Raw genomic sequence first — 626 nt, 5'->3', positions numbered from 1 at the left:
AGAACGACATGGTGCCGGCCTTCCGCGCCGGCGATTTCTCCGGCGGCATCTCGAAGGCCGTCGACGACATGGTCATGGTGCTGGAAGGCAATCCGGAGGAGCTGGAGGCGCGCGGCAAGCGCAACGAGCAGGCCCCGTTCAATTCCGACGACCTGTTCTTCGCCATTTTCATCAGCATCTGGGCGATCATTTTCTTCGGCGGCATCGCGGCTTCGGTCCTGCCGCCGATCTTCGGCCAGAAGCTTGGGCCCGGCCGCTATCGCTGGCTCGGCATGACCTTCGAGCCGCACCGGCGGTCCTCATCCGGGGGCGGCTGGTCGTCCGGAAGTTCCGGCGGCGGCTGGTCTTCGGGTGGCGGCGGTGGCGGTTTTTCGGGCGGCGGCGGTTCGTCCGGCGGCGGCGGCTCCTCGGGAAGCTGGTAAGGGCATGACGACGCGCAGCATCAGCCTGTTGAGGTCCAGCCGCCTTATCCCGGCTATCCATGCTGTCCTGATGGTGCTGGTGCTACTGCTGTCCAGCTTCGCGGGTTTCGCTGCCGAACTGCCTGTTCTGACCGGCCGCGTGGTCGACAATGCCGGCATCATCGATGCCGCGACCAAGGCGGCGCTGACGCAGAAGCTGGCGGA

General features: G+C 66.5%; 2 pseudogenes. Both read left to right on the top strand.

Features of this window, described 5'->3' with window-relative positions:
• Positions 1 to 422 (top strand): annotated as a pseudogene (locus tag O7A60_RS31755) (TPM domain-containing protein); the annotation flags it as partial.
• 4 nt (positions 423 to 426) lie between these two features.
• A pseudogene (locus tag O7A60_RS31750) lies at positions 427 to 626 on the top strand (TPM domain-containing protein); the annotation flags it as partial.

It is taken from the genome of Mesorhizobium salmacidum (SeqCode) (assembly GCF_037179605.1).
GTDB classification, from domain to species: domain Bacteria; phylum Pseudomonadota; class Alphaproteobacteria; order Rhizobiales; family Rhizobiaceae; genus Mesorhizobium; species Mesorhizobium salmacidum.
This window is presented reverse-complemented; position numbering and strand designations above follow the sequence as displayed.